The organism is Streptomyces gobitricini (assembly GCF_039532985.1).
Taxonomy (GTDB): Bacteria; Actinomycetota; Actinomycetes; order Streptomycetales; family Streptomycetaceae; genus Streptomyces; species Streptomyces gobitricini.
Map to the genome: position 1 here is coordinate 193,293 of NZ_BAAASR010000001.1, position 6,790 is coordinate 200,082.

Genomic DNA, 6,790 nt, shown 5'->3' on the forward strand with positions numbered 1-6,790 from the left:
CGGGCCGCGCCGGGGCCGTGCGCCGCACCCGCGTCGGGTACCTCATCCACCCCCTGCGTCACGCCCGCGTCCCGCGCCGCACAGGCGTCCTGCGTCGCACCCGCGTCCTGCGTCGCACCCGCGTCCCGCGCGGAGCCCGTGTCCCGGGCCGCATTGGCGTCCTGAGCCGCAGCGGCGCCGTGCGCCGCACGGACGTCCCGCGCCGAGCCCGCCCCCTGCGCCGCGCCCGCGCCGCGTACCGCACCCGCGTCCCGCGCCGAGCCCGCGTCCCGGGACGCGGCCGCGTGCCGCTCGGGGCCGATGGTGCGCGTCAATTCGGCGGCGCTCCGTCGGAGGCCGGCGGCACCGCGCCTGAGTACGGCGGAGCTCTCCGCCAGCGCGTCCCTCACTTGACGTACGTGGCGGGCGTGACGAGCAGCCGTTCGCGCGGGTCGTGCTCGGCACCGACAACACCGGGCGCGTCACCCTGGACGACCCGTTCGTGCACCATCGGGATCGCCGCGTCGGTGGCGAGGACGGCGGCCTCGGCGGCCATGACGGCCCGGCGGCGGGCGTCGCCCGCCTTCGTCGCGGCGGCCTTGTCCAGGGCCTTGTCGACGGTGGGGTCGGCCAGCTGCGCGATGTTGAAGGAGCCTCGGGAGGCGAAGTCGCTGTAGAGGTAGGCGGCCGGGTCGCCGGAGTCGAGGACGGTGGCCCGGGACAGGATGAACGCGTCGAACTCGCCCGCCAGCGCGTCGGATTCGATGTTCGCGTACTCCCGCACCTCCAGCTTCACCGTGAACCCCGCCCGCTGGAGATGCTGCTGGAGCGTCTGGGCGACCTCGGGCAGTTCGGCGCGGTCGGTGAACGTTCCGATGGTGATGGCCGCGCCGCCCGGGGCGGTCGCCGCCGCCCGCTTCGGCTCGGTCCGTTCCCGCTCCGCGCGCAGGGCGGCGGCCCAGGGGAGTGCCGGCCCGAGCAGGCCCCGGGCGACGTCGGCGCGCCCTTCGTAGACGCCCTGGGCAATCGCTGCGGCGTCGATGGCGCGGCGGGCGGCGGCGCGGAGCCCGGGATTCTTGAAGGGCCCCTTGGCGGTGTTCAGGTAAAGGGTGTTGGTGCGCGGCATCGGCACCTCGGTGATGAGCTCCTGGTCGAGGAGCGCGGCCTGCGAGACCGGTATGGCCTCCACGATGTCGGCCTCCCCGCTGCGCAGCGCGGCGGCGCGGGCGGTCCCGTCGGGGACGAAGGTGACGTCGATGCCCGGCGCCTTGGCCTTCGTGCCCCAGTAGCCGTCGTACCGGTCGAGGGCGGCGGACGACGTGCCGTCGACATCGGTGAGCCGGAACGCGCCGGTTCCCGTGCCGACGGGGCTGACGGTCTTCCCCCGGTACGCCTTGGCCGACAGGATCGACAGCTGGGGCGAGCTGAGCCGCTGCGGGACGAGCGGGTCGGCGGTGGCGGTGGTGACGGTGACGGTGCGACCGGACGCGGTCACCGCGAGGTCGACGCCGTCGAGGATGCGGGGCTTGGGCGAGGCGGTCGCGGCCTTGGTGAGGGAGTGCGCGACGGCCTTCGCGGTGAGGGGGCTGCCGTCGTGGAAGGTGACGCCGTCGCGGACGGTGAAGCTCCACGTCCGGCCGTTCTGCCGCCAGGAGGTGGCCAGGGCGGGGCGGGGGTCGCCGTTGGCGTCGAGGGTGACGAGCGTCTCGGCGGTGGACCACCGGGACAGCTTGAAGGCGTCGTCGGAGAGCGGGGAGAGCCCGGAACGCGGCGGGTTCATCATCGTCACGCGTATGCGCTCGCCGGGAGCTCCGGAGCCCTGCCCGGTGGCCGCGAAACAGCCGGTGAGCAAGGTGGCGGCGGAGGCCAGGGCGGCGGCTTGGAGGGGGCGGGAGGGCAGGCGCACGGGGACCTTCCGGGCAGCGGTGAGCGACAGGGGAGGGGGAAGGCGGCGACCGTAACACGATGACAATCATTTTCAATAATTCCCCCGGCCGCACCGACGGCACGGGCCATGACCGCCGCACCGGACGGCGGAGAACGCGCCGAGCGTCGTGCGCCGCACCGGTCCGTACCCGGACGGATCGGAGGAGGGGCACGCGGGCCACGCCGGCCGCGCGGAGGAGTCATGGGGCGGAGTGCGCCGGTACCGGGCCCCGCGCGACCGGCCCTCCGGCCGGAGGGCGCGCCGGGACGTGGTGCTCCAGCCGGTGGCCTCGCACCTCACCGGCGAGCGTCAACAGCGGCCGGGCCGCCGGGTGGTGGCGCCCCTAGCGCAGCGGGCGGCGGGAGTTCCGGAACAAGCGGAACCCGAAGAACGCCACGTCGAGGACGAGTACGACGATGCCGATGATCAGCAGGTACATCAGGCCCTCGGCGACGACGCCGATGAGCCCGAGGACGATGGCGACGATGATCAGAAACAGGAACAGCGCCATGGAAACGGGCACCTCCTCGACTGGGCGGTTCGACCGGGCGGTTCGACCGGGACGGATCGACGTGGGCGATCGAGCCGGACGGTTCGACCCGGGCCGAGGGTCAGCGGCGCGCGAGCTTCCGTTCGCCGTTGGCTCCGGGCTCGTACGGCAGCCCGTAGTGCTGGAAGATCTCCGCTTCGCTCTCGGCGGGCAGGACGTCGTCCGTGCCGATGGACGGGGCCTTGCGGACCTCACCCTTGGGGTGCGCCACCCTGAGGTAGTCCGGTCCGACGACCGCCTCGTCGAGGGGGACGAACACGAGCCGTTGCCGCGTGGGCAGCCCTGTCCGGACGGTGGCCACGGCCGGTTCGTCGGTGGCGGTGTCCACGTAGACGGCCTCCAGGACACCGATCTTGTGCCCCTTCGGGTCCACCACGTCGTGGTTGCGCCACTCGCGGATGTCTGCTGACTGGATCATGCGTTCTGCCCTCTGAGCGGGTCCATGCGGCTCGTTCTCGCCTTCTCGCTGTCCAGCCTCCGCCCGCACGCTCACCTGCGCCACCGCACCGCACGGCCCGGCGGGCCGGACCGGTCAGGCCTCGTCGGCGTGCGAGGGGTCGTCGGCCGTGGAGGTGCTGGTGGAGAGCCAGGAGCGGGCGGGTTCGGCCGGGCGGGTGGTGTCCAGGGTGAGGTGCAGCCGGGTGCCTCCCTCCACCCCGGCGGGGTAGCTCCGCTGCTCGGCCGCGTCGAAGCAGCGCCGGAGGATCTCCGCGACACGGCGGGCCGTCTCGGGGGACGCGGCGACGATCCGGACCTCGGCGTGTCCGGTCGCCGGCAGGGGTTCCGCGGTGTTCATGGTCGGATCGTTCCTCACGCGGGGGGCCGTACGTCGGTCAGGTCTCCGAGCCGGCGTCCAGGTCGGAGGGCGGTCGTCACGGTGGAGCACCGGCGCCGCGGTGTCCGCACCCGCCACGGGCGTCACCCGCCCGGCGCGGCGGCGGTCACCGGCTGGTCCGGCAGCGGCGACGGCGGCGGTGCGGTAGCTGCTCCGCCGTCGGTCTCCCATGCGACTTCCCCGCCCGCGGCGTCCCTAACGTCGCAGGCCGCCTCGCCGGCGACCAGTCCGCTCGCCGTGCCGAGGTCACCCACTCCGGCCGCGGCTGCCATCAGCCGGGCGGCGACCGCGGCGCCGGTCTCCGGCGGTACGACCAGCAGGTCCCAGCGGCCGACGGAGTAGGAGCGGAGGATCAGCGCGTGCGGATCCTGCTCGTCGGTGAACCATCCGACGTGCACGGTGTGCCCGGCGACGGGCACCTTGCGCGGGATGACCGGCCATTGCGCCGGATTCACCGTCACCCGGGTGATCCGCCCCCACAGGCCGTCCAGCGTGGCGGTCAGCGCCGGCAGTTCCCGGGCGAGGTCGCGGGAGCGCGGCCACCAGGCGCCGTCCAGCCGGCCCGCGACATGGCCCGCCGGGGTCAGGGAGAGGCGGGCGGGAAGCGGGACGCGCTCATCGGATGCGGTGCGGACGATGGTCTCGGTCACGGTCATGGCACGGACCTGCCCCCGGCTGTGCGGCCGGTGTCGTCGATCGCCGGCAACGACCCCGCGTGAAAGCGGGTGTACGAAGAGTTGCCGGCACCCCCAGCCTACTCCGCCGCGCCCGCGGGGAGGTCCGGCCCGACGGAGTACGGTGAAAGTCACCGACCGGTCGGCCGGCGGACCCGTCAGACGGGCGGCACCACCATGACGCACTCCGACTCCGACTCCCCCTCCCCGCCCCCACCCCCGCCTTCGCGGCAGCTTCTCCCCGAGGCGATCCACCACGCGGTGAAGCCCGGCTCGGCGCTGGTGAGGCTCCGGACCACCCGGTCCCGCGAGGGGATCCTGGACGGCGCCTGGTGGCCGCGCTCGCGTGACATCGGCGCCGAGCTGCCCGACCTGGTCGGCGCGCTCACCGAGCACCTCGGCCCGGTGACCCGCGTGGGCCTGGACGCCGACGCGTGGGAGGGCCTGCCCGTGCGTCTGGTCGTCGACGACCGTGTCGTCCACATCGACTCGTTCCCCGTGGGGGACGACACCGTCCTCATCACCCGGGGCGAACGCGACTACTTCACCCTCCTCGTCGTCCCTCCCCACGCCACTCCGGACGCGGCCCGCGAGGCGATGGCGCGGGCGGTGCGGGCCGACAACATCACCGACGCGACCGACATCCTCATCGACACCGGCACGGGCCGCGCCATCTCCTGATCGCCGGGCCGTTCCCGGCCCCACGGGCGGCCCCCTGGGGTGTACTGGCCGCTCGCCCATGCCTTATGTTGCGGAGGCAAAGCAAGGGGGACGGACGACGCATGGCACGGGATTACGACAGCCAGCTCCTGGAGTCGGTGGCCGTACGCCGGCGCAGGACGCGGGACGCGCTGCTGTTCGGCGCCCAGCGGGCGCGGCGCACGGCGGACGAGCGGCTCGGCAAGGTGTTCGCGGGCATCGCCATCGCTGCCGTCCTGTGCGCGGGGTGCGTCGGGTGGTCCTTCCTCCAGCACACCTTGGCCAAGCAGAAGGCCGAGCAGCGCAAGCAGGAACAGCGTTACGAACAACCGGCAAAGCCGGAGAAGTCTGCGGATTCCGGGAAGAGTGCGCAGTAACACCCGTAAAGGGAATGGGGGAAACGTCGGCGGTGCAGACATCGAGACCAGTTGAAATGTCCCGAAAGTTCCCGACGTCGCGATGATAGGTTCCCGTAAGTGGTGAGCACAGCAACGACTTCCCGGGCGCAACTGAGCAGGGTGACCCTGGTCGGCGAGCGGCGCCGGGCCGACATCGTCCTGCCCTCCGACACGCCGATCGGGCAACTGCTCCCGGACGTCCTCCAGTTGCTGGACGACCGCGCCGCCTCCCGGCCGATGACCCGGCAGCTGATCACGTCCGACGGTTCCGCGCTGCCGCACGACAGCACCCTCGCGTCGGCCGGGATCGCCGACGGCGCCGTCCTCCGGCTCGTCCGGGCGCACTCCGCGCCGCCCGCGCCCGTGGTGCACGACGTCACCGACCAGGTGGCCGACGACCTCGACCTCCAGGCCTGGCGCTGGCGCCCCGCCGCCCGCCGGGCCGGCGCGGGCGTGGCGACGGTCGCCTTCGCGGTGGCCGCCGCGCTGCTGGCCCGCAGGGAGTTCGCGCTCGACGCCCTGGCCGGCGCCCTCGCCGCGGTGACGTTCGTCCTCCTGGCTGCCGGGGCGCTCGTCGCCCGGATCGGCCGGGGCAACCGAGGCCTGGCGACGGCGCTCCTGATCGCTTCCGGGGCGCTGGGAGTCCTCGCCGCGTGGACCGCCGCCGACGCGCACGACTGGTCGGGTGCCGTCCGGCTCGCGGCCGTCGCGGGCGCGCTCACCGTGACGCTGGCGATGCTGGGGTACTTCTCTCCGCTCGGCCGCGGCGGGCTCATCGGTGCCGGGGCCACCGCGGGGCTCACCCTGGTGTGGCAGGCCGTCGCCGCAGTCCAGGGCGAACCGGCGAGGCTCGGTGCCGTCATGGCCGTCTTCTCCGTGGTGCTGCTCGGCCTGCTGCCCCGGCTCGCCCTGATGGCGTCGGGGCTCACCGCGCTCGACGACCGGCGCTCGGGCGGCGCCTCCGTCAGCCGTCACCAGGTGGGCAACGCCCTGGCGGCCACGCACCGGGGCCTCGCGCTCGCGACGATCGTCACCGCGCTGTCGGCGGCCGCCGGCGGGTGGCTGCTCACCCTGGCGGACCGGCCGAGCGTCTGGACGGTCGTGCTGCCGTCGGTCGTCGCCGTGGTGCTGCTGTCCAGGGCGCGGGCCTTCCCCCTGGTCGCGGAGGTCGTGGCGCTCTTCACCGCGGCCGCTGTGCTGGTCGTACGCCTCGTGATGCTGTGGATGGACCACGCCGGGGGCGCCGGGCCGCTCGCGGTGCTGTGCGCGGCCGCGGTGCTGCCGCTGGTGGTCCTGGCGGTCCAGCCGCCGGAGCATGTGCGGGTTCGGCTGGGGCGCATGGCCGATCTGGTCGAATCCATCGGCATGGTGGGGCTCTTCCCGCTGGCGGTCGGTGTGTTCGGCGTGTACGGGCAGTTGCTCGACAAGTTCTGAGTTCCGGGTTCCGGGTCCTGAGTTCCAGGTTCCGGGTTCCGGGTTCCGGGTTCTGCGGCAGGGCGGGAGAAGAAGGGCAGACATGCCGAACGGAGACAACTGGCAGGGCGACGTCCTGCGCGATCTGCGCGCCGGAGCCCGGCAGGCCACGCCCGGGGAGGGTACGCGGCCCCCGGGCGCCGGGTCCGCGGACACCCAGCCGCCCGCCGCGTCCGGGGCGGACGCGCCCGCACGACCCGACGCGGCGCCGCAGGCGCCCCGCGCCGCCACGCGGTCCCACCCGCCGCAGGCGGC

The 6,790-nt window shown here is 74.2% G+C and carries 8 protein-coding genes and 1 pseudogene; 4 read left to right on the top strand and 5 right to left on the bottom strand.

From position 1 onward, the window contains the following. Positions 1-385: 385 nt before the first annotated feature. From ABD347_RS00825 to ABD347_RS00845, 5 genes are all read right to left on the bottom strand, one after another. Positions 386-1,885: an ABC transporter substrate-binding protein gene (locus ABD347_RS00825; RefSeq protein ID WP_344355232.1), complete on the bottom strand. Its 1,500-nt coding sequence runs from the start codon at positions 1,883-1,885 to the stop codon at positions 386-388. 364 nt (positions 1,886-2,249) lie between these two features. Continuing rightward, positions 2,250-2,417, bottom strand: coding sequence for a hypothetical protein (locus tag ABD347_RS00830; RefSeq protein ID WP_344355233.1), 168 nt, complete (start codon positions 2,415-2,417; stop codon positions 2,250-2,252). 100 nt (positions 2,418-2,517) lie between these two features. Continuing rightward, positions 2,518-2,874: a PRC-barrel domain-containing protein gene (locus tag ABD347_RS00835; protein WP_344355235.1), complete on the bottom strand. Its 357-nt coding sequence runs from the start codon at positions 2,872-2,874 to the stop codon at positions 2,518-2,520. 114 nt (positions 2,875-2,988) lie between these two features. Further along, positions 2,989-3,252: a hypothetical protein gene (locus tag ABD347_RS00840; protein ID WP_344355236.1), complete on the bottom strand. Its 264-nt coding sequence runs from the start codon at positions 3,250-3,252 to the stop codon at positions 2,989-2,991. Positions 3,253-3,374: 122 nt separating this feature from the next. Beyond that, positions 3,375-3,941 (bottom strand): DUF5994 family protein, encoded by a 567-nt coding sequence (locus tag ABD347_RS00845; RefSeq protein WP_344355255.1) that lies wholly within the window; start codon positions 3,939-3,941, stop codon positions 3,375-3,377. A gap of 201 nt (positions 3,942-4,142) precedes the next feature. Here ABD347_RS00845 and ABD347_RS00850 point away from each other — a divergent pair, with 201 nt between their 5' ends. The 4 genes and pseudogenes from ABD347_RS00850 to ABD347_RS00865 form a co-directional block, all read left to right on the top strand. Beyond that, entirely contained in the window at positions 4,143-4,646 is a 504-nt protein-coding gene (locus ABD347_RS00850; protein ID WP_344355237.1) for a DUF5994 family protein, read from the top strand. 101 nt (positions 4,647-4,747) lie between these two features. After that, positions 4,748-5,041, top strand: coding sequence for a hypothetical protein (locus ABD347_RS00855; RefSeq protein ID WP_344355238.1), 294 nt, complete (start codon positions 4,748-4,750; stop codon positions 5,039-5,041). Positions 5,042-5,140: 99 nt separating this feature from the next. Beyond that, positions 5,141-6,496 (top strand): type VII secretion integral membrane protein EccD, encoded by a 1,356-nt coding sequence (gene eccD / locus ABD347_RS00860; RefSeq protein ID WP_344355239.1) that lies wholly within the window; start codon positions 5,141-5,143, stop codon positions 6,494-6,496. 82 nt (positions 6,497-6,578) lie between these two features. Further along, a pseudogene (locus tag ABD347_RS00865) lies at positions 6,579-6,790 on the top strand (MinD/ParA family ATP-binding protein); the annotation flags it as partial.